The following is a 20,073-nucleotide window of genomic DNA, read 5'->3' on the forward strand; positions in this document are numbered from 1 at the left end:
TAAACATGGCTGAGAAACGTAATATTTTCCTTGTTGGCCCAATGGGCGCCGGCAAAAGTACAATTGGTAGACATCTAGCACAGCAACTGCATATGGAGTTTGTTGACTCCGATACAGTGATCGAAGAACGCACTGGTGCAGACATCTCTTGGGTTTTTGATGTAGAAGGTGAAGAAGGCTTCCGCAAGCGTGAAGAAGCGGTACTTGAAGACCTAACACAAGAGCAAGGCATCGTGCTTGCGACTGGCGGTGGCTCTGTTAAGAGCAAAGAAAACCGCAATCGTCTTTCGGCACGTGGTGTTGTTGTTTACTTAGAAACGACGATTGAAAAGCAACTTGCGCGTACAAACCGCGACAAGAAGCGTCCTTTACTTCAAACGGATAACCCTCGCGAAGTACTGGAGCAATTAGCTGAAGAACGTAATCCTTTATATGAAGAAGTAGCGGATTACACTGTTCGCACTGACGATCAAAGTGCAAAAGTGGTAGCCAACCAGATCGTAAAAATGCTAGAAGAGAGATAAGTCTTTATCTTTTTTTTAATTGGAGCAAACCGATGGAACGGATTACGGTCAACCTAGCTGAGCGTAGCTACCCAATCTCTATTGGCGCCGGGTTATTTGAGGACCCGGCGTACCTCTCTCAAGTTCTCTCAAACAAAAATGCAAAACAAAAAGTTGTTGTGATCAGTAATGTCACAGTGGCGCCTTTGTATGCAGACAAAATTTTAAAGCAACTCGAGCAGCTCGGTTGTAGTGCATCCTTGTTAGAATTGCCTGACGGTGAACAGTACAAAAACTTGGATGTATTTAATCAAGTAATGAACTTCTTACTGGAAGGGAGTTATGCTCGTGATGTTGTGATCATCGCGTTAGGTGGTGGTGTTATTGGCGACCTTGTGGGTTTTGCGTCTGCCTGTTACCAGCGTGGGGTCGACTTTATTCAAATACCGACCACATTACTATCCCAAGTGGACTCTTCGGTTGGTGGAAAAACCGCGGTTAACCATCCGTTGGGTAAGAACATGATAGGTGCGTTTTACCAACCTAAAGCCGTGATCATTGATACGAACTGCCTGTCGACGTTGCCTGAACGTGAGTTCGCTGCGGGTATCGCCGAAGTCATTAAGTACGGCATTATTTACGATGCAGATTTTTTTGTATGGTTAGAAGACAATCTTGAGCGCTTGTATGCGTTGGATGAAGAAGCACTAACTTATGCGATCGCACGTTGCTGTGAAATAAAAGCGGAAGTGGTGGCTCAGGATGAGAAAGAATCGGGCATCCGTGCTTTGCTTAACTTAGGTCACACCTTTGGTCATGCGATTGAAGCGGAACTTGGCTATGGCAATTGGCTGCATGGTGAAGCGGTATCTTCCGGCACTGTTATGGCGGCCAAAACGTCGCATCTACGCGGTCTGATCTCGGAAGAGCAATTTGAGCGTATTGTTGCGATTTTGCGTCGTGCAAAACTGCCTGTGCATACTCCAGACAGTATGAATTTCGATGACTTCATCAAGCACATGATGCGAGATAAGAAAGTCCTCTCTGGTCAATTACGATTGGTTTTGCCTACAGGCATTGGCACTGCCGAGGTAATTGCTGATACGACGCAAGACGTACTCAAACAGGCGATAGACTTCGGTCGCGATATTTAACCTTGTAATGGCGCCTTTGGGCGTCATTCTTGTAGTGTATTAAGGTTATTAGATGAGTGTTGCTCACGTACTGGAATTAGATTCTCAAATCGAGTTGCTTGATAGATTAGGTCTACTGACTAACTTTGGTTCCAATCTCATTGCGATTAATGGTCATGATGGGTACGGGAAATCTTGGCTAGCGCAGCGATACCTTGAAGTGGGTGCCAGTAACAAGAATCAATGTTTGTTACTTTGTCATTCTAATCAAGACGATGTGCAGCATCGCGTCCTTATTTTGAGTCAACTGGTTTCAGACGCATTGTTTAATCAGCAAGAGCCTTTACTTGATAGCCTTGAAAGGCTTTTAGGTGATGAGCCGTGTGACATTGCAATTGTTGTAGATGATGCGCATTTATTGAGTGAGACACTTATCTCTGAGCTTTGGATGCTGGTCTTAGAGGCGCACCATAAGCCAAATTGGACCATCAATATCCTACTGTTTACACAGTCTGGACGTTTAGAAGGTTTGCTAGCACGTCTCAGTTATGGACAAGAGATAAAGCCTGTTGAGCTTGATATTGATATGTTGTCCGAAGTGGAAGCTCGTCGTTTCTTTGAGTCACTTGTTGCGCGCTACGTCGATGATGAGTCTGAGAAACGGGTTAGAGATGCATTTAAAAAAGTCGACCCAGTACCGGGTGACATCATGGCGTTAGGAGAGATGAAAGTGGAAAAAAGGATCATTATCCGCTCGATTGTCGGTTCACCCCTGAATATTGCGTTGGTGGTATTAGTATTACTGTTGCTTGCTGCTGGTGGCTATTGGTGGATGCTTAGTCAACCAAGCCCTGATGATAAAGCGCAGCAAATTGCTGGCAGTTTAGAGCAAACGGCTATTCCAACTTTTGAAGAGTCAGGAATCAGTGCAGCGCAGTCTTCACTGCAACCTGTAACCGATGGTTCTAGCAGTCCTGATAAGTCTGGTGCGGTTGATGATTCTGATTCATTACCGCCAGCAGTGACAGAAGAAGTAGCGAGCGTAGGCAGTGATGACAATCAACAAAGAGTGGTGATTGAGTCGAATGTGGTCGATGCATTGCTTGAAGGTAAAACTGATTCAGCAGACACAAAAGCGATTGATGACGTCGTAGGTATTGAGAAGACAGAAACCGCCGATGAAACTAGCTCTCCTTTGATTAAAGTCGTAAAACCGAATCAAGATATGGCGCAAGCACCTGCTCAGTCAGAAGAGGGTGACGTAAACCAACCTGTTGTGAAGTTTTCATTTGCCCGTGAAGAACTAAAAGCGCTATCGCCAAGAGCTTATACTTTACAACTCGCAGCTATGACCTCAATGGAAGATGTACAATCCTTTCTCAATGAGCATCAACTGAATAATCAAGTGCGAATTTATCCTACCGTTCGTAATGACACCGAGTGGTATATCATCACATATCAAGATTATCCGACAATTCAAATGGCTCGTGATGCCGTCGCAAGCTTGCCAGATTCGGTTAAGTCGGTGAGTCCTTGGGCAAAATCACTCCGTCAGGTTCACCGTGAAATTGAACGAGTGAAATAAACCTGAGCTTCCCTGAAAAATATGTTACATTCCGCAGCCTTAATTTTTGGTCGATAGATAGAGCAGTAGATGAAAAAGCAACGAGCCTTTCTTAAATGGGCAGGAGGAAAATACGGACTTGTTGAAGACATCCAACGTCATTTGCCGCCGGCTCGAAAGCTAGTTGAACCTTTTGTTGGTGCGGGCTCAGTGTTTCTGAATACCGATTATGACCATTATCTACTTGCAGATATCAATCCAGATTTGATCAATCTGTACAACCTGCTGAAAGAACGCCCTGAAGAGTATATCTCTGAAGCGAAGCGTTGGTTTGTCGCTGAGAACAACCGCAAAGAAGCCTACCTACACATTCGCGCTGAGTTTAATAAAACCGATGACGTGATGTACCGCTCTTTAGCGTTTTTGTACATGAACCGCTTTGGTTTTAATGGCCTATGCCGTTACAACAAAAAAGGTGGCTTCAATGTACCGTTTGGCTCTTACAAAAAGCCGTATTTCCCTGAGGCGGAACTGGAGTTTTTTGCAGAAAAAGCCAAAAAAGCTACGTTTGTTTGTGAAGGTTATCCTGAAACATTTCGTCGTGCGCGCAAAGGGAGCGTCGTGTATTGCGATCCACCTTATGCGCCGCTTTCAAATACGGCAAATTTCACCTCATACGCAGGTAATGGTTTCACGTTGGACGACCAAGCTGCATTAGCCGACATTGCTGAAAGAACAGCGACTGAACGTGGCATTCCTGTGTTGATTTCTAATCACGACACTACCTTGACACGTCGGTTGTATCACGGCGCGGATCTTAATGTGGTAAAAGTAAAGCGTACCATTAGCCGTAATGGTAACGGTCGTAATAAAGTTGATGAGCTACTTGCGCTTTTTCATGCCCCAGACATGGATAAATCAAGCTCTTAATTCTCACACTATTATATCTAAATAGTGGATCTCCCCACTGGCTTCGGTAGAATTGCGCGCAGATTGTTTGCTCATTACTACTGAGGTCAGGTATGAAAGATTTTCTTATTGCTCCATCCATTTTATCGGCAGATTTTGCTCGTCTCGGTGAAGATGTAGAAAAAGTACTCGCAGCGGGTGCGGATGTGGTGCATTTCGACGTTATGGATAACCACTATGTACCAAACCTGACTTTTGGTGCGCCTGTGTGTAAAGCACTACGCGATTATGGCATCACAGCGCCAATCGATGTTCACCTAATGGTGAAACCCGTTGACCGTATTATTCCTGATTTCGCAAAAGCGGGTGCGTCGATGATTACGTTCCATGTAGAAGCTTCTGATCATGTAGACCGTACACTGCAGTTAATTAAAGAGCACGGCTGTCAGGCTGGTGTGGTACTAAACCCAGCAACGCCACTTGCAAGTCTTGAATTTATTATGGATAAAGTCGACATGATTCTACTGATGTCGGTAAACCCTGGTTTTGGTGGTCAATCATTCATTCCTCATACACTAGATAAACTGCGTGCCGTTCGTAAGATGATTGACGAGTCTGGTCGTGATATCCGCTTAGAAATCGATGGCGGTGTGAAGGTTGACAACATTCGTGAAATTGCAGAAGCGGGCGCAGACATGTTTGTTGCAGGCTCGGCGATTTTCGGTGAGCCAGATTACAAACAAGTGATCGATCAAATGCGCGCTGAACTGGCTGAAGTTAAATAAGCACCGATAAGCCAGCGCAATAACACGCTGATTTTAAAGGCTGCCAGCTTGTTGGCAGCCTTTGTGTTTTCTAGTATTAGAAGAAATTAAATATCCACTGCGCTGAGCAAATAATCACTTGCCTATTTTACGCCCTTTCTGTACTATTCGTGCTCCTTAAACTCAGTCAATTATCTTTAGTTCCTTGCTTCCTCTGGACGACTGAGCCATTTGTGGAAGCTGAATAATCCGTAAGGAGCAACCAATGCGTCATTACGAAATCGTATTCATGGTGCACCCAGATCAAAGCGAGCAAGTTGCTGGCATGATCGAGCGTTACACTGGTTCAATCACTGAAGCTGGCGGTAAAATCCACCGTCTAGAAGACTGGGGCCGTCGTCAACTGGCTTACCCAATCAACAAGCTTCACAAAGCTCACTACGTTCTTATGAACGTTGAAGCTGACCAAGCTGTAATTGATGAGCTAGAAACTGCTTTCCGTTTCAACGATGCAGTTCTACGTAACATGATCATGCGTACTAAAGCAGCGATCACTGAGCAATCTATCATGCTTAAGCAAAAAGAAGAGCGTGCTCCACGTCGTGAAGAGCGTTCTGAAGCTAAGCCTGAAGCTAAGTCAGAAGCTGCTGAGTAAGTTTTCTTATGGCCAATCGAATGGAGCTGAGCGGCACCATTGCCAAACCGCCCATTCGTAGTAAAAGCCCTGGTGGCATTGAACACTGTCGGTTTTGGCTGGAGCATCGCTCTACTATTATCGAAGCTGACTTACCTCGACAAGTTTATTGTCGTATGCCGGTAGTCGTCAGCGGGCTTGGGTCACAAGCACTAACTCAGAATTTAGTTCAAGGCAGTAACATTAAGGTAAGTGGTTTTGTCACTTATCAAACCGGCCGAAATGGCGTGGGAAAATTAGTGTTACACGCCGACAACATTACTCAAATTTAAGATCAGGAGATAGCCCATGGCTCGTTTCTTCCGTCGTCGTAAATTCTGCCGTTTCACTGCAGAAGGCGTACAAGAGATTGATTACAAAGACGTAGCAACTCTTAAAAACTACATCACTGAAGCTGGTAAAATCGTACCTAGCCGTATCACTGGTACAAGCGCTAAGTACCAGCGTCAACTAGCACGTGCTATCAAGCGTTCACGCTACCTAGCTCTACTACCGTACACTGACAAGCATCAGTAATCGGTTCATTTTATTAAGAAAGAGGATTAAGCAATGCAAGTTATTCTACTTGATAAAATTGGTAACCTAGGTGGTCTTGGCGATACTGCAAACGTTAAATCTGGCTACGCTCGTAACTTCCTTATCCCACAAGGTAAAGCAGTTATGGCAACTAAAGCTAACGTTGAAATGTTTGAAGCTCGTCGTGCTGAACTAGAAGCTAAAGTTGCTGAGCAACTAGCTGCTGCAGAAGCTCGCGCAGAGAAAGTTAACGCTCTAGAAGCTGTAGTTATCGCTTCTAAAGCTGGTGACGAAGGCAAACTATTCGGTTCTATCGGTACTCGTGACATCGCTGACGCTATCACAGCTGCAGGCGTTGAAGTTGCTAAGAGCGAAGTTCGCCTTCCTGAAGGTGCTCTACGTACAACTGGTGAGTTCGAGATCAGCGTTCAACTTCACTCTGAAGTTTTCGCAACTGTGAACCTACAAGTTGTTGCTGCTGAGTAATTCAGTATCAAGACGAAATACTAAAAAGCACCTCCTTGGAGGTGCTTTTTTTATTTCTAAAACTGAGAGAAAAAGGGTTAAAAAGCGAAAAGTAAATTAACGGAAAATACGCTGTCTGCTTTGCTTAAGCCTTCAGGCACTTTATCGTGATACTGACGAGAGTGCGCCAGTTTCAGTGCAATATCTTCAGTAATATCATTGGTTACACTGAGTTCACTATCAGTACGTGTGTTACTTCTACCTGTTACCAACGTAATATCAGCTGCGAAACTTAAATTATCCAACGCATGCCAAGTTGTGTTGATATTTCCTCGAAAAATGCCTTCTCTAACGATATCGGGAAAGACAATATCGTCATCATCTATTTCGTCTAAGTTTGGCTCTTGATAGCGAAAACCAGGGCCTACCTCTACCTCTAAAATGAAGTTCTCAGTGTAGGAGAACTGGTAACCCAAACCACCTGACAACGTATAGTCTTTAAAATAAGCACTGTAGCGAGAATCCACCCCTTTAAAGCTGCCATACAAATATGTCTTAGGGCCCAACTTGTAGTCACTCTGTAGGGAGTAGGTGGATGAGCGTTTGTCTTCTTCACCGTCTTTGTACAAGTTGTAGTACTTCCATTCACCATTAGAACGGTGTCGACCTGACGTATATTCAGCACTCAAACGAGCATTCAGGGAACGAGAGTCCGTGTTACCTGTGTGAGCTTGATAGCCGAACTCCACCTCGGTTTTTAGTGGGTCGGGTACATCAATATTTTGCTCTGGCTGTACTGATTCGTCAGCATACGATGCACTAGCGCACAGTAGGCTAAAGCTAAGTAACCAGTATCGGGACACATCAACCTCGAACGTAATCAAAAAGGAGGGGCATGATACTGATACAGATATTTGGTTGGGTCAATGGTAGGTTAATTTTTATTAGAGCTAGACGGAAGAACCAGGCTATTACCCGGGTGGTTCACATGATGATTTCTTAACAAGTAATTGTCGCTTCGGGGAAGCATCTCAGTTAGGTTAAGGTTATAATCGTGGGTCAATAGTAGTTATCGAGCAAAGTCATGGCGGAAAACAGAAATCGCAAACCTTCAGACAGTCAGGTCGACGCAATCAAAGTGCCACCTCACTCACTAGAAGCCGAGCAATCAGTAATTGGTGGTCTTTTACTGGATAATGAACGTTGGGACACCGTTGCCGAACGTGTTGTGAGCAGTGATTTCTATAGTCGTCCACACCGCCTGATTTTTGAAGGTGTAAAAACCATTCTTGAAGCGGGTAAACCTCTCGATCTTATTACTTTATCGGAATATCTAGAGCGTCACGAGTTGTTAGAAGATGTAGGCGGTTTTGCTTACCTCGCTGACTTGGCGAAGAATACGCCAAGTGCAGCTAACATCAATGCGTATGCTGATATTGTCGCTGAGCGTGCGATTGTTCGTGGCCTTATTGGTGTCGCGAATGAAATTGCGGACGCGGGCTATGACCCTCAAGGTCGCAGTTCTGAAGATTTAATAGACATGGCGGAGAGTAAAGTTTTTGCTATCGCCGAGTCTCGAACTAGTGAAAATGAAGGACCACAAAACGTCGACAACATCCTCGAAAAGACGTTAGAACGTATCGAGTTGTTGTATAAAACGCCACAAGATGGTGTTACCGGGGTCGATACCGGTTTCACCGATCTCAATAAGAAAACCGCAGGTTTGCAAGGCTCTGATTTGGTGATTGTCGCAGCACGTCCATCGATGGGTAAAACGACCTTTGCGATGAACTTGTGTGAAAATGCGGCCATGCAACAAGAAAAGCCCGTACTTATTTTCTCGTTAGAGATGCCAGCTGAACAGTTGATGATGCGTATGTTGGCCTCTTTGTCTCGTGTTGACCAAACCAAGATCCGTACGGGTCAGCTAGATGACGAAGATTGGGCGCGTATTTCTTCTACTATGGGTATCCTGATGCAGAAGAAAAATATGTACATTGATGATAGCTCTGGCCTAACTCCGACCGAAGTGCGTTCGCGCGCTCGCCGTATTGCTCGTGAACATGGCGGTCTATCGATGATCATGGTCGACTACCTTCAGTTGATGCGCGTGCCTTCGTTAACCGACAACCGTACTCTTGAGATTGCTGAGATCTCTCGCTCTCTTAAGGCGCTGGCAAAAGAGCTAAATGTGCCTGTTGTGGCACTGTCGCAGCTAAACCGTTCCCTAGAGCAACGTGCGGATAAACGACCAGTAAACTCGGACTTGCGTGAATCCGGTTCCATCGAGCAGGATGCCGACTTGATCATGTTCATCTACCGTGATGAGGTTTATCACCCAGATAGTCCGTACAAAGGTACGGCCGAAATCATTATTGGTAAACAGCGTAACGGTCCTATCGGCTCTGTTCGCCTCACTTTCCAAGGTCAACATTCGCGTTTCGACAACTACGCGGGTCCTGCATTCGATATTGATGATGAGTAATCCCATGAGCTATATGAAAGCGGCCAAGGCGTGCATTGATTTGTCTGCGTTGCAGCACAACTTACAGCGCGTAAAAGCTCAAGCGCCACAAAGTAAAGTGATGGCTGTCGTCAAGGCCAATGGTTATGGTCACGGATTACGTCATGTCGCAAAACATGCTAACCATGCGGATGCGTTTGGTGTGGCTCGTATTGAAGAAGCATTGCAACTGCGCGCTTGTGGAGTAGTAAAGCCGATTCTATTGCTAGAAGGTTTTTACTCTCCTGGTGACTTACCTGTTCTTGTGACGAACAACATCCAAACCGTGGTGCACTGTGAAGAGCAGCTTATCGCCTTGGAGCAAGCAGACCTTGAAACTCCGGTTGTCGTGTGGCTGAAGATTGACAGTGGCATGCACCGCCTTGGGGTTCGTCCTGAACAATATGACGAGTTTGTAACGCGGCTGAAGGAGTGTCCAAATGTAGCGAAACCGTTGCGTTACATGAGCCACTTTGGCTGTGCAGATGAGCTGGATAGCGATATTACCCCACAACAGATTGAGCTGTTTAAATCGTTGACTTCTGGTTGCCAAGGGGAACGTTCACTGGCGGCATCTGCGGGGTTATTGGCATGGCCTCAAAGCCATTTAGATTGGGTTCGTCCGGGTATTATCATGTATGGTGTGTCGCCATTCGATGACAAAACGGCGCAAGATCTTGGGTATCAGCCTGTCATGACACTTAAATCCCACCTTATTGCGGTACGTGAAGTGAAGAAGGGCGAAAGTGTTGGCTATGGTGGTATTTGGACCAGTGAGCGAGATACAAAAGTTGGGGTCATCGCTGTAGGGTATGGCGACGGTTACCCAAGAAGTGCTCCAAACGGTACGCCGGTGTGGGTTAATGGCCGTAAAGTACCTATTGCAGGTCGAGTTTCCATGGATATGCTGACGGTCGATTTGGGACCAGACGCAACGGATAAAGTCAGCGACGAAGCGATTCTTTGGGGGAAAGAGCTCCCAGTAGAAGAAGTGGCGGGTCACATTGGTACGATTGCGTATGAACTCGTGACTAAGCTAACGCCTCGCGTCGAGATGGAATACTCCAAATAAACAACGAAAGGCTAACCCAAGGTTAGCCTTTGTTTTATCTACTCACCGTTAATCGTAGCAATAACGCGGCGGCCGCCACCAAAGTCTCGATGCTCACCCGCGCACTAAATACGTGTGACTCTTTTATTGACATATTGTAACCCTTTTAAAATTTGAGGATATAACTATTCATCTATGTCAATAGAAAGCACCGGATTTTGTTACAACTATTGACATGTTATGTCAATGCTTTAAATTTTTAACCACAGATAAATTGGAAACTGACTCTAAGCATATAGCCCTTCGAGTTGAGGTAGCCTAAGAAAATAGGATGGATTCGACTGACTAAACCCCCCGTTTCTATTTTGTCTTTGTGTCACATTGATCAGAATGCAGCAGTTCTCTGCACGTGTAATGCCTACATAATGTAAGTTTATATCTTGCCTTAAGCTAGGATAAATTGGATTATCCCAATCATTATTTTCAACCTGTTGGAATGGAAGTGACCATTCTTCTAGATCAAAATGAAATACAACTTTGAATTCCAGCCCTTTAGACTTATGTAAAGTCATAACTTGAATTTCACTGTCATTCAATGGGGTAAACTGCTTTATGAGTTCTTGTTTCTGAAGAATTTCTCGTACAGCATTATCTGACGTCTCAGTATCATCAATTCCTACTAGAGAAGCTAGCTCATGAAATTTTATAACAAGTTTCTCAACCTGGTCTATTTCACGAATCGCTTTGACCGCTCTCCTAATCGAATATAAGTTTTTATCTTCTGTGATAAATAGATCAAATTGATTATCAATGAGCTCTTGAATGTTAGGTATTGCGCCATATTTAAATGCTAATAGGTGCGAGTAAAAATCTGAGCAATCAGAGCCTATTTCATCAAGAGGGTTATCTGAATAGATTCTGTAATCGATATTTAAACCATGTGTTAATAAGCGGAGAGATCTTTCCTGTTTTGCAAGAATTGCAATATCAGATGGCTTAGTTATTCCCCACTCATTTTTAGAAATCCAATCTGAGATCCAACCGGTTATTTCTTGAGCTGCATTTGTAAGATTTCCAGTAATGGTTCTTCTGAATATGTACATTTGCTCGCATTGGACTAACTGAAAATTAGGGTTGAGTAGTCTAGATGCGTAGTTAACAATAGAAGGGTGACATCTATGATTAATGTTAATTTCATAATGTTCAAAATTGTTTTTATCATATACTAGGCTATTTAACAGGTCAGGGTTACCGCCTCGAAACTCATATACTGACTGTGATGTATCGCCAACAGCAGTAGCCGTGAGTCCAAGTTCAAATAACTTCATGAATAGCTGATGTTGTGCTTCTGAGGAGTCTTGATACTCATCGATAAAAACATGAGAGTACTTAGCTTTTATGTAGCGTTGCGCTGCTATTGATTGATTTAAAACGTGTAGTGCAAGAGCTGAAAATGAGTTCATCCAAAGAAAACCAGATTCATAAAGGCGTTTGAAACCATCATCATTTAATATGTTATCTACTGTTGGGGACCGATATTGTTTATTCAGAAATAGCGAGTAAGGCTCTTGAAGGCGCTTAATGACTTTACATTCCAGAGGTTGTCCTCCCCATAGTCTAGAAACAAAAGGTAGGATTAGTTCCTTTAAGCAGAAACTATCAATAGTTCCAAAAAAGCTTTGTTTCATGTCATATGCATTATGTTTGCACCGTTGCTTTAATTCTTGGCTTGCCTTCTTGGTAAATGTAATCGCAATTACGCCTTTGTGGTCTGGTAAGCAAGGAGTAACCTTCCGAATTTTTTCCGTCATAACAGTAGTTTTGCCACTACCAGGACATGCAGTAATGACCATGCTACCATCAAAATCGATAGCAACTTGCTGTTGTGGTGTAGGTTGAAAGCCGCTCATGATACTGCCTTACTTATCGCTAACAGTTTATGTAATGGCTTTGCTAAGTCCCCTGAATTCAATAAGCTTAAGCTTGTCTTAAGATTTCTTAAGAGTTCTCGCATACGAAGTGCTTTTTTCTTTTGAAGGTACTCAATAGCTTTTGAGTTCTCAGTCAGTTCTAAAGCAGCGAGCACTTTCTGAGATAGTTCATTTATTAAATCTGTTTCTAAATCTACCTTGGATAAAAATATTCCTTGGTCAGCTGTATGTGATGAAACTAAATGCCAATATCCGTAATCTACGGAATCTTGAGGTGATAGAGAGATATAACTGTTAGCATATTTTAAAGAGCCAGCTAATTCTAAACATCTATTGATGCCTGCATACTGCCACTCATTTTTACGAGGGACCTTGGAGATATCATTGTCAGTACGCATTACCCAAGGGATTTCTAAAGCATTCAAAATGCTAGCGTATACTTTAAAAGAAATACCATCAACGGAGAGAATTGAGAGATTTTCATAATCAAGTTCAATATTTAACTGTTCTGCTAGTTCATTGTAGAAAAGGATCTCTGATGGACCTTCAACTAGGAATACACCGTTAGAGAAAAAGGCTTCAGCAGGCAAGATGCTCATGCGGTAGCTCATATCTTCCCAGCCTTCAGCAATACAATTAGAGCAACCATTGCTGGCAGCAACGGTTGCTCCATTTTTACTGAATAGTCTAATGATTGAGTCAGGCTTGAAGTTAACCGCTATTTGAGGAGAGTGAGATGAAATAATAGTTTGACCAGGTAATTCATCCATCAGATAGCTAGCAAGCTTTCTTTGTTGGTGTGGGTGCAAATGGGCCTCTGGCTCTTCAATGACGTAAAATACGACCTCATGATCCGTGTCGTGCTCGATAATACTTTTCGCTTTCCAAAGGCCAGAAGAATTTGGTTGTTCCTACCATCTCCACCAAGCATCACACTTGAACCATTAGTTATTGCGCCAAGTTGAAGTTTGTCGATGAAGTCATTGACTTCAATTGCACCAGTATCGAGTTGAACTTCATAGTTTGAATGGTGGTGAGCTAGTTTTTTCAGCTCTTTGTTTACATCATTAGTTGCTGATTTAACGTATTTTAATTGTGAAATTTTAGTATTCAGTGCAGATAGGTCATTACTGATATTGGCAAGTAATGCTTCATCATTTTTTGCATCATTTTCATTTAATAATTGCTGGGCAATTCGAAGCAGTTGCTTTTTTTCCTTACTGATAAAGCGTTCTAGATCTCGTTGTGACTGAATATACTTGAGATTTACATACTTGAGGTAGAACCTGCTTGATACCTCTTGTAGTTCTTCTAGAGAATGCCCGACGAAAATCTTATAACTTAAGTCGGCTCTTTGAGCTACATACTTTAGGATTGTTGTACCTTCATCACTAACATTTCCCTTTAATATAGATAAGACAGCATCTTCAGTTATCTGACTTAATGTAATCATTATCTCTGCCTGTTCAGCAATACCTTCATTTCCTATATGAAAGTCTAGCTCGGATGGTTCGATATCTACTTCTGATAAGCTCTTGTCAAGCATAACCCGCAGAGCATGAAGCATGTTGCTCTTGCCTACATCATTAGAGCCAAGAACTAGTGTGCTCTTGTTGAAATTAATCAGTGCGTTACTAAAGTTTCTAAAGCCTTTTAAATAAAGAGACGTTATTTCCAATTTCAATTCCTATATTTTAATTATTGTCTATACAACTTTTATAAAACCCAGCTCAAATTTAGGAAGTAGGTAGAGTAGAGATGTCTGAGAAGGTGGCCAATGGTACTGTAACTCGTTCAATGAGGTTATGCATATTATCAAAAGCCAAATCAGTCACGCTGCATTTAACATATTTACGTAGGATGAACTCGATGGATTGTTGTTGCAAGCTTGATTCATATCTAGTGGTGGATCCGTTTGGTAGATGCTTAGTCGCTTTCCCTCCTTTTTGAGACTAGGAGCTGGATGATCATGTTATTGAGCGACTTTCACATGTGAAAGTCGGAGGGGGCTCATACCTAATGGCGATAAAGTCAGATAAGGTCCAATAAATTTGCTTAATTTAAGCCTTAAAATGTGAGCAACTGGTTTGTAGGCATGATAGTGATGGTATCTCGTCGATTGACTTTCACATGTGAAAGTCAGGTTGGTTCTCATATCAGAGGACGATAAATTAGATCGTTTTTCAAACAAAAATAACCTTTCTATGTATATGGAACTGTTAATTTTTTGTCCAAAAGTTTGGACAACTAATTGTGAAATAAGAGAATGAAATGAGAAGTACATTAAGTGTCAAAGCACTCAAATACGATAAGAGCCACTAGAAGTGGCTCGATAAAGATCAACCTTCAATGCTCGATGAGTTAAAAATAATAGTTCAACTTTCGTTCATACATCTACGAGTGGAGTCGCAACCACGTTTCTCATAACAAGCTCTGGGAGTATATTTTTGACATATCCAAAGAATGGATTATTTGTTATTAATCAATTGTTTATGGTTAATTTTTAAAGTGCGTGTGTACTATTTCTGGTATGTTCATTTCACAGTATTTCTAAAGTCTCAGTAGTATGTACAGCTTTTACGATTAAATCACTCTTAAAGCTGCCATTACCTTTCACGTTGTGAACGCTTCTGTCTCTAGTTTTCTGACAAAGGAAGGTGTAGGGGGGAGCTTCGCTATCATGTGCAGAAAAATGCTAATTTGATCGTGGTGAAACAGCTAGGTCACAGGAGTGAGACTGACCTTGACCTAAAGTAACAGTAAGAGCAATTTGAGATTTAAAAAGAACATGAACATCATATGCAATAGCTTAATCTTTAAATGATTTTTATGAGCATCATTGCACTATTTGACGAATAAATCATGTAGCATCAAAGGCCTATATCCCACCTCTTTCATTTTGGAATGAAGTTGACGCCTGATTTGTTTGAGCGGGGGTAAACAGAGTAAGAGTGTCAGATTTAGTTAATAGTATGAATTACCCCCATAGCGGATTCGATAATAAAAAGTCAGCTATGGGTATTTTGAGGGACTGAAATGATCCTAACCGACAACGAAACAAAGATTGATCTTCTTAACAATGAAGCTATTGCTAGTACGATTATAGAATTACTGCGTTCTCGCCCTAACCATCCTATCACAATTGGTGTACATGGAGACTGGGGTGCTGGTAAATCTAGTGTGTTAGAGATGATTGAGTCAGGGTTGGATAGTGAGAATGAAGTGTTATGTCTCAAATTCAATGGTTGGAGATTCCAGGGTTTTGAAGATGCCAAGATCGCATTAATTGAAGGCATTGTGTCGGGGTTAATAGAGAAACGCCCTGCATTAACGAAAGCCGCTACCACTGTTAAAGATGTATTCCATCGTATTGATTGGTTAAAACTGGCAAAACGTGCTGGAGGGCTGGTAGTCACTGCATCCACAGGAATTCCGACGATTGATCAAGTCCAGACTTTGGTTGGTTCGCTTCAGTCAATAGTCAACAACCCTAGCGAGCTTGCTACAAAGGAAAACCTTTTAGCTGCCATTGAAGACGCGAAAGGCATCTTGAAGCCAGGTGAAGCAAAGAACGTTCCTGAAGAAGTAGAAGCGTTCCGAAAAGCTTTTGATGACTTACTTAAGGAAGCTGGTGTTAAGCAGCTTATCGTTCTTGTTGATGATCTTGACCGCTGTTTACCCGATACAGCGATTGAGACCCTTGAAGCTATTCGATTATTTGTTTTCACAGCTCGGACTGCGTTTGTTGTCGCAGCAGATGAAGCGATGATCGAATACTCAGTACGAAAACACTTTCCCGAGTTACCAGATAGTACAGGTCCTAGAGATTACGCACGTAATTACTTGGAGAAACTCATACAAGTGCCGTTCCGTATCCCAGCGCTTGGAGAAACAGAAACGCGTATCTATGTAACATTACTGTTGGCAGGAATAGACCTCGGAGAAAATAATCCCGATTATTCAAAACTTATAGATGCCGCTAGAGAACAACTAAAGCGACCATGGATGAGTGGAGGGCTGGATGCGGCGATATTCCGAAAAGCATTAGGCAGCAGCGCGGAGAAAGCAAACAATGCTCTTGTATTAAGTGATCAAATTGGCCCTATCCTAGCCAGTGGAACGAAAGGGAATCCACGACAAATAAAACGTTTTCTCAATACGTTGTTATTACGTGAGCGTACAGCAATTGCTCGAGGTTTTGGTGAAGACATTAAACTTCCCATTCTTGCAAAATTAATGCTTGCTGAACGATTTATCCCAAAGCTTTTTGAGCAAATTGCTTATGTCGCTGCGACTCACCCCAAAGGCCAATGTGCAGATCTAGAGAGACTTGAAGAAGATTTAAAAACCGTGGTTCCAAGTGAGGATCACTGCATTGATGATGACGCTAAGATAGAACATTTAGAAATATCTCCCCGCATAGAAACTCCTGTACTAGCAGAATGGAAAGCGACTGAAGTGGTGCGCGATTGGGCTCTTTTAACACCATACCTCACGGGTATTGACTTACGACCGTACCTTTTCGTAACCAAAGATAAGAAGGACTTTTTTGGGCCGGTATCAGTTTTAGGTCATTTATCTGCTGTAGTAGATAAGCTGTTTGGTGGAAAAATGGTTGTACAGGGCCTTGAAGCCGAGTTAAAGCAACTCGCTCAACCAGAAGCAGATAAAGTATTTGAAGCTGTGCGTAGCAAAATAGTTAGCGCTGGAGATTTCAGTACAAAGCCAGAGGGCATAGATGGTCTTGTTGTTTTAGTAAAAGCGCAGCCTAGCTTGCAAGGCGCGCTGTTAGATTTCTTGACATCCTTACCTAAGGATAAATGCGGACCTTGGGTTGTGGGTGGATGGCAAAGTGCAATTAAAGACCAAGAGCCAAAAACACGTTTTACAGCTTTGTTGGAAACATGGAGCAAAGTGACAAATAATCCATTTTTGAAAGCTGCGGCAAAACAAGTACGCGATCAATCTAAAGGAGGACGTTGATGGGAACTTCAACAGCATATGGTGGCCCAGGAGGTGATACTCCGCTAATTCCGTCTTGGCTTGGTGATCGCCCCGAAACTGGACCTGATTCTGGCCAAAACGGAGCCCCTTCTTCTCAAGACGGTTCTGTCCCACCTCTAGGCAAGCCTCCAATACCAATGCCTGCGGATTCCAGTAGATTTACCGGAGCTCGTGGTAACTTTACTCGGTTTGCTAGATCTGGGGGGAGTGATAGAGCGAGTCTAGGTCGAGCAATTTCGAGCTATGTTTCAACCTCCACAGGAGGGGCGCGTCAAGCAGCCCAGCGTATGGGGGCGTCACGAGGGGCTGGAGCGCGGCTACTAGGATTTCTTTCTGATGCCAATGCGAGAGGAATGCAGGCAGCTTTACGAGAGTTCAATCTGGACGCTATGGCTGGGCGTCCAATATCAGAAGTATTTGTTGCTTTAGCGGATCATATTTGTCCTGGAGCTGGTACTGTTGATGAAGGAATAGCAAGAGAGGCTTATATAGAGACAATTATTGATCTTGCTGGTGAAGGGCTCGCGAACCTAGATTCTTTTACTCTCGAACAAATGGATACCGTGTTTGAGCTGTATGCCACACATGCGATTGAAGCAAGAATTTGCAATGACATAGGCACTAAAGTCGTGACTATGCCCGCCAATGCCCAAGTTGCACGTCAGGTTGAAAAACAATTACAAGACTTCATTCGCGGAGCTGTAAGTGACGCTCTTACTAGGGCTCGCGAGAGTAGGCCGAGCATAACTAATGACCAAGTTCTCTCTTTTGTAGACTCGGTATATGAATCGGCTTTTTCTATTTTGAAGTCTTTAGGTGATGCGGAGGCTGATCAATGAAGCGACAACTGTTGGTAGGGTGTTTTGGAACAGATGAGCAATCTGATGTTCCGGTGGGGAGTGATGAGCAGAGAACTGTTTTGCAACTTGTCTCTGGAAACAATAAGTTAGATCACGGTATTGGGTATGCCCTATCCAGCTTAAATAAACTAGGAGTTTATCCTTCTGAAATGGGCTTGGATTTACTAGTTTTGGCTGCGATGGTTCATGCCGCGGATACTCGAATTTCCAGAGTACAGCAATCCCAAGACTCATGGACTAGAGAAATTCACCTAGTAGTACCAGTGAGCAACCCGGATAAATGGAATTCTGCAAGACCAGTATTAAAGAATATGTTGAACTTTTTGACGGGAGATCTTTGGGAGTTTGGATTTAGAAAGCGCCCATTGAAGTTCCAGTCTATCGTTAAACAAGCTGAGGGAGATATTCCCCCTCCTTATGATACTCTGAGTCTATTCTCTGGAGGACTTGATAGTCTGATTGGTACCATTGACTTATTAGAGAACGGTAAAACACCTCTACTGATCAGCCATTCAGGTGATGGAGCAGCAAGTGATGCTCAGAATAAGTTGCTTTTGGGTTTGAAAGATCACTATAAGGAAAACTCTTTTGAGCGTTTACGCGTAAATATGACTTTTAAAAAAGGGTTAGTAGAGGGAGTTGGTTCAGATAAAAATACACGAGGAAGGTCTTTTCTTTTCTTCACATTAGGAGTGTTTGCTGGTACAGGTTTTGGGCAGCACTTTACTCTTCGAGTACCGGAGAATGGACTGATAGCGTTGAATGTTCCCTTAGACCCTTTAAGACTAGGTTCTAATAGTACTCGAACGACTCACCCCTATTACATGGCACGTTGGAATGATCTGTTACGAGTCCTGGATATAGATGGAGAAGTACAAAATCCATATTGGGATAAAACTAAAGGTGAGATGGCTTCAAACTGTTCGAATGGAACTTTACTAAAGAAATTAGCCACCGATTCCTTATCGTGCTCTTCACCGACGAAAGGGCGTTGGAATGGGTTAGGAATTGAGCATTGTGGATATTGCCTTCCTTGTATAATTAGACGGGCTTCATTAGAAGCTGCGTTTGGAGCTAACAATGATACAACGCGTTATACTGTTTCTGACTTGTGTTCGAAAGAGCTGAATACCCTTAAAGCAGAGGGGGTTCAAATTAGGTCATTTCAATATGCAATTGAAAGAATAAAGAAACAACCGAAGCTTGCAAATTTATTAATCCATAAACCTGGTTCTCTTGCCGATGAAATAGCAAATCTAGATCAACTTGCTGCTGTTTATCATCGTGGGCTTATGGAAGTCAGCAGGCTAATATCAGGAGTACGAACTAGGCCAAAATAATGGTAGAGAGTAACCAAGTTAAATCAGGATTAGTGGATTTTCACTGCCACCTCGATCTTTATCCGGATCATGAAAAAGCTGTAAAAGATGCGGAATCAGCTGGTGTATTTACGCTCGCAGTTACGACAACGCCACGAGCTTGGCCTCGTAATAATGAGCTAACGCAAAATACAAAATACGTTCGTGCGGCTTTAGGATTACATCCGCAATTGGTAGCTGAACTCGAATCCGAAATCACAATTTGGGATGACTATCTGTCTGAAACTAGATACATTGGAGAAGTAGGTCTTGATGCTGGACCGCGTTTTTATAAATCGATTGACGCTCAAAAAAGAGTATTTCGACATATATTAATGAGATGCGCAGAAGCCGGAGATAAAATTCTATCCATTCATAGTGTAAGAACTTCGAAATTGGTATTGGATTATATTGAGGAGCTGCTGCCATCAGGAAAAGGAAAGGTTGTTTTACACTGGTTTACTGGCTCAAAAAAAGAGATTCAACGAGCTGTTAATCTGGGCTGCTATTTCTCAATCAATTCAACGATGTTAGCTAACGAAAGGCACCTTCCCATGATCATGGAAATACCCATAGACAGGATACTAACGGAAACTGATGGTCCTTTTACAGTATCTTCGGGTCGACCATCAGTACCGTCAGATGTGGCTAAGGCAATCGAGATCCTTGCTTGTTTTCATAATAAGTCGTCGTGTGAATTTTCCGCGATTGTTAGAGCTAATCTTAGAAAGCTACTTACCTAAAGCTGATTTGCTCCAATATAAAAATTGTAAGTGAGTTTACTAGGCTAAAAATCTATTCTATGAACCATATAGTTA

The 20,073-nt window shown here is 42.8% G+C and carries 19 protein-coding genes; 15 read left to right on the forward strand and 4 right to left on the reverse strand.

Going from position 1 to position 20,073, the window contains the following annotated elements; translation table 11 throughout:
• Window positions 1–5: 5 nt before the first annotated feature.
• The 9 genes from aroK (at window position 6) to rplI (ending at window position 6,569) form a co-directional block, all read left to right on the forward strand.
• On the forward strand, window positions 6–524 hold the full coding sequence (gene aroK, locus R7H07_RS17305; RefSeq protein WP_005381319.1) for a shikimate kinase AroK: 519 nt from the start codon (window positions 6–8) through the stop codon (window positions 522–524).
• Between the two features lie 32 nt (window positions 525–556).
• Entirely contained in the window at window positions 557–1,657 is a 1,101-nt protein-coding gene (gene aroB, locus R7H07_RS17310) for a 3-dehydroquinate synthase (protein WP_005381318.1), read from the forward strand.
• Between the two features lie 52 nt (window positions 1,658–1,709).
• Complete coding sequence (locus tag R7H07_RS17315; protein ID WP_065274914.1) at window positions 1,710–3,221, forward strand: SPOR domain-containing protein; 1,512 nt, start codon at window positions 1,710–1,712, stop codon at window positions 3,219–3,221.
• Window positions 3,222–3,290: 69 nt separating this feature from the next.
• Window positions 3,291–4,130 carry a Dam family site-specific DNA-(adenine-N6)-methyltransferase gene (locus tag R7H07_RS17320; RefSeq protein WP_005382762.1) on the forward strand — a complete coding sequence of 280 codons (840 nt, stop codon included), beginning with the start codon at window positions 3,291–3,293 and terminating at the stop codon, window positions 4,128–4,130.
• 92 nt (window positions 4,131–4,222) lie between these two features.
• Window positions 4,223–4,894, forward strand: coding sequence for a ribulose-phosphate 3-epimerase (gene rpe / locus R7H07_RS17325; protein WP_005381300.1), 672 nt, complete (start codon window positions 4,223–4,225; stop codon window positions 4,892–4,894).
• Between the two features lie 244 nt (window positions 4,895–5,138).
• On the forward strand, window positions 5,139–5,528 hold the full coding sequence (rpsF, locus tag R7H07_RS17330; RefSeq protein ID WP_005381299.1) for a 30S ribosomal protein S6: 390 nt from the start codon (window positions 5,139–5,141) through the stop codon (window positions 5,526–5,528).
• 8 nt (window positions 5,529–5,536) lie between these two features.
• A complete protein-coding gene (priB, locus tag R7H07_RS17335) occupies window positions 5,537–5,839 on the forward strand; it encodes a primosomal replication protein N (RefSeq protein WP_005381298.1) in 303 nt (100 codons plus the stop codon).
• 16 nt (window positions 5,840–5,855) lie between these two features.
• Window positions 5,856–6,083, forward strand: a complete 228-nt coding sequence (gene rpsR, locus R7H07_RS17340; RefSeq protein ID WP_000090472.1) for a 30S ribosomal protein S18 — start codon at window positions 5,856–5,858, stop codon at window positions 6,081–6,083.
• Between the two features lie 33 nt (window positions 6,084–6,116).
• Complete coding sequence (gene rplI / locus R7H07_RS17345) at window positions 6,117–6,569, forward strand: 50S ribosomal protein L9 (RefSeq protein ID WP_005381278.1); 453 nt, start codon at window positions 6,117–6,119, stop codon at window positions 6,567–6,569.
• A gap of 77 nt (window positions 6,570–6,646) precedes the next feature.
• Here rplI and R7H07_RS17350 read toward each other — a convergent pair whose 3' ends face one another.
• Window positions 6,647–7,411, reverse strand: a complete 765-nt coding sequence (locus R7H07_RS17350) for a DUF481 domain-containing protein (RefSeq protein ID WP_005381276.1) — start codon at window positions 7,409–7,411, stop codon at window positions 6,647–6,649.
• Window positions 7,412–7,632: 221 nt separating this feature from the next.
• Here R7H07_RS17350 and R7H07_RS17355 point away from each other — a divergent pair, with 221 nt between their 5' ends.
• Window positions 7,633–9,033 carry a replicative DNA helicase gene (locus R7H07_RS17355; protein ID WP_005382759.1) on the forward strand — a complete coding sequence of 467 codons (1,401 nt, stop codon included), beginning with the start codon at window positions 7,633–7,635 and terminating at the stop codon, window positions 9,031–9,033.
• A gap of 13 nt (window positions 9,034–9,046) precedes the next feature.
• On the forward strand, window positions 9,047–10,123 hold the full coding sequence (alr, locus tag R7H07_RS17360; RefSeq protein ID WP_031777284.1) for an alanine racemase: 1,077 nt from the start codon (window positions 9,047–9,049) through the stop codon (window positions 10,121–10,123).
• 266 nt (window positions 10,124–10,389) lie between these two features.
• On the opposite strand, the gene R7H07_RS17365 is transcribed toward alr, so the two are convergent.
• From R7H07_RS17365 to R7H07_RS17375, 3 genes are read right to left on the reverse strand one after another with little or no spacing between them, the layout of a single operon-like run.
• Complete coding sequence (locus R7H07_RS17365) at window positions 10,390–12,012, reverse strand: UvrD-helicase domain-containing protein (RefSeq protein WP_069522809.1); 1,623 nt, start codon at window positions 12,010–12,012, stop codon at window positions 10,390–10,392.
• Window positions 12,009–12,842, reverse strand: coding sequence for an ATP-dependent nuclease (locus R7H07_RS17370; RefSeq protein WP_242539624.1), 834 nt, complete (start codon window positions 12,840–12,842; stop codon window positions 12,009–12,011). Before R7H07_RS17370 ends, R7H07_RS17365 begins: the two co-directional genes overlap by 4 nt.
• Window positions 12,803–13,711, reverse strand: a complete 909-nt coding sequence (locus tag R7H07_RS17375) for an AAA family ATPase (RefSeq protein ID WP_242539623.1) — start codon at window positions 13,709–13,711, stop codon at window positions 12,803–12,805. Before R7H07_RS17375 ends, R7H07_RS17370 begins: the two co-directional genes overlap by 40 nt.
• Before the next feature lie 1,358 nt (window positions 13,712–15,069).
• Between R7H07_RS17375 and qatA the strand changes: the two genes are divergently transcribed.
• Genes qatA through qatD form a run of 4 tightly spaced genes read left to right on the forward strand, consistent with a single transcriptional unit; the run spans window position 15,070 to window position 19,998 of the window.
• Window positions 15,070–17,016, forward strand: a complete 1,947-nt coding sequence (qatA, locus tag R7H07_RS17380; RefSeq protein WP_206959975.1) for a Qat anti-phage system ATPase QatA — start codon at window positions 15,070–15,072, stop codon at window positions 17,014–17,016.
• A complete protein-coding gene (gene qatB, locus R7H07_RS17385; protein WP_206959973.1) occupies window positions 17,016–17,876 on the forward strand; it encodes a Qat anti-phage system associated protein QatB in 861 nt (286 codons plus the stop codon). The genes qatA and qatB overlap by 1 nt, the downstream gene beginning before the upstream one ends.
• Window positions 17,873–19,237 (forward strand): Qat anti-phage system QueC-like protein QatC, encoded by a 1,365-nt coding sequence (qatC, locus tag R7H07_RS17390; protein ID WP_045544969.1) that lies wholly within the window; start codon window positions 17,873–17,875, stop codon window positions 19,235–19,237. Before qatB ends, qatC begins: the two co-directional genes overlap by 4 nt.
• Window positions 19,237–19,998 carry a Qat anti-phage system TatD family nuclease QatD gene (qatD, locus tag R7H07_RS17395; protein ID WP_206959971.1) on the forward strand — a complete coding sequence of 254 codons (762 nt, stop codon included), beginning with the start codon at window positions 19,237–19,239 and terminating at the stop codon, window positions 19,996–19,998. The genes qatC and qatD overlap by 1 nt, the downstream gene beginning before the upstream one ends.
• The last annotated feature ends 75 nt before the right edge of the window (window positions 19,999–20,073 follow it).

Source organism: Vibrio sp. Vb1127 (assembly GCF_033338735.1).
GTDB lineage: Bacteria > Pseudomonadota > Gammaproteobacteria > Enterobacterales > Vibrionaceae > Vibrio > Vibrio alginolyticus.

Coding starts and splice junctions, on each gene's coding strand:
- alr (WP_031777284.1), top strand. CDS start 9,047: ATGAAAGCGGCCAAGGCGTGCATTGATTTGTCTGCGTTGCAGCACAAC.
- rpe (WP_005381300.1), top strand. CDS start 4,223: ATGAAAGATTTTCTTATTGCTCCATCCATTTTATCGGCAGATTTTGCT.
- aroB (WP_005381318.1), top strand. CDS start 557: ATGGAACGGATTACGGTCAACCTAGCTGAGCGTAGCTACCCAATCTCT.
- qatC (WP_045544969.1), top strand. CDS start 17,873: ATGAAGCGACAACTGTTGGTAGGGTGTTTTGGAACAGATGAGCAATCT.
- R7H07_RS17355 (WP_005382759.1), top strand. CDS start 7,633: ATGGCGGAAAACAGAAATCGCAAACCTTCAGACAGTCAGGTCGACGCA.
- qatD (WP_206959971.1), top strand. CDS start 19,237: ATGGTAGAGAGTAACCAAGTTAAATCAGGATTAGTGGATTTTCACTGC.
- rpsR (WP_000090472.1), top strand. CDS start 5,856: ATGGCTCGTTTCTTCCGTCGTCGTAAATTCTGCCGTTTCACTGCAGAA.
- priB (WP_005381298.1), top strand. CDS start 5,537: ATGGCCAATCGAATGGAGCTGAGCGGCACCATTGCCAAACCGCCCATT.
- rplI (WP_005381278.1), top strand. CDS start 6,117: ATGCAAGTTATTCTACTTGATAAAATTGGTAACCTAGGTGGTCTTGGC.
- rpsF (WP_005381299.1), top strand. CDS start 5,139: ATGCGTCATTACGAAATCGTATTCATGGTGCACCCAGATCAAAGCGAG.
- aroK (WP_005381319.1), top strand. CDS start 6: ATGGCTGAGAAACGTAATATTTTCCTTGTTGGCCCAATGGGCGCCGGC.
- R7H07_RS17365 (WP_069522809.1), bottom strand. CDS start 12,012: ATGAGCGGCTTTCAACCTACACCACAACAGCAAGTTGCTATCGATTTT.
- qatB (WP_206959973.1), top strand. CDS start 17,016: ATGGGAACTTCAACAGCATATGGTGGCCCAGGAGGTGATACTCCGCTA.
- R7H07_RS17320 (WP_005382762.1), top strand. CDS start 3,291: ATGAAAAAGCAACGAGCCTTTCTTAAATGGGCAGGAGGAAAATACGGA.
- R7H07_RS17315 (WP_065274914.1), top strand. CDS start 1,710: ATGAGTGTTGCTCACGTACTGGAATTAGATTCTCAAATCGAGTTGCTT.
- qatA (WP_206959975.1), top strand. CDS start 15,070: ATGATCCTAACCGACAACGAAACAAAGATTGATCTTCTTAACAATGAA.